The organism is Luteimonas huabeiensis HB2 (assembly GCF_000559025.1).
GTDB classification, from domain to species: domain Bacteria; phylum Pseudomonadota; class Gammaproteobacteria; order Xanthomonadales; family Xanthomonadaceae; genus Luteimonas; species Luteimonas huabeiensis.
Genome location: NZ_JAAN01000009.1, coordinates 1 through 475, shown reverse-complemented (window position 1 = coordinate 475; position 475 = coordinate 1). Strand labels below are relative to the sequence as shown.

Below are 475 nucleotides of genomic sequence, written 5' to 3'. Positions count from 1 at the left end.
TAGCATGCGGGTCGCGAACCTCGGACCGTCGGCGCATGCGGCGTTCATGTCGCGATGCGCGGCGCTTCAGGGCCGGCGCGCGCCGCCGTGCGCCTGCACCGCCATCACCACGCCCAGGCCGGACGAACATCGACAGCCCCAGCGCGCCGGCCACCAGCCGGCCGAAGGCGTCGCGCGCGTTGGCCGCGATCCACAGGCAGCGCCCGGTCACGAACAGGTACAGCGCCAGCGTGACGGCCACGCCGACCCAGCCGAACTCCTCGGCCAGCACCGCGAAGATGAAGTCGGTGGTGTGCTCGGGGATGTACGGCGGCGGCGACGGCGGCGGTGCCGGCGGCGGCGAACCACCACCAGGACAGGCCCGCCAGGTAGAGCACGAACACGCCGCTGGCCGCGACCAGCATCGCGGTGCCGAAGTCCGGCTGCAGCATGATCAGCCCGGTCGGCAGCGCGACGATGCCAGCGGCGACCAGCA

1 pseudogene is annotated in these 475 nt (G+C 73.3%); it reads right to left on the bottom strand.

Going from position 1 to position 475, the window contains the following annotated elements:
* Positions 1-121: 121 nt before the first annotated feature.
* Positions 122-475 (bottom strand): annotated as a pseudogene (locus Z164_RS21635) (FtsW/RodA/SpoVE family cell cycle protein); the annotation flags it as partial.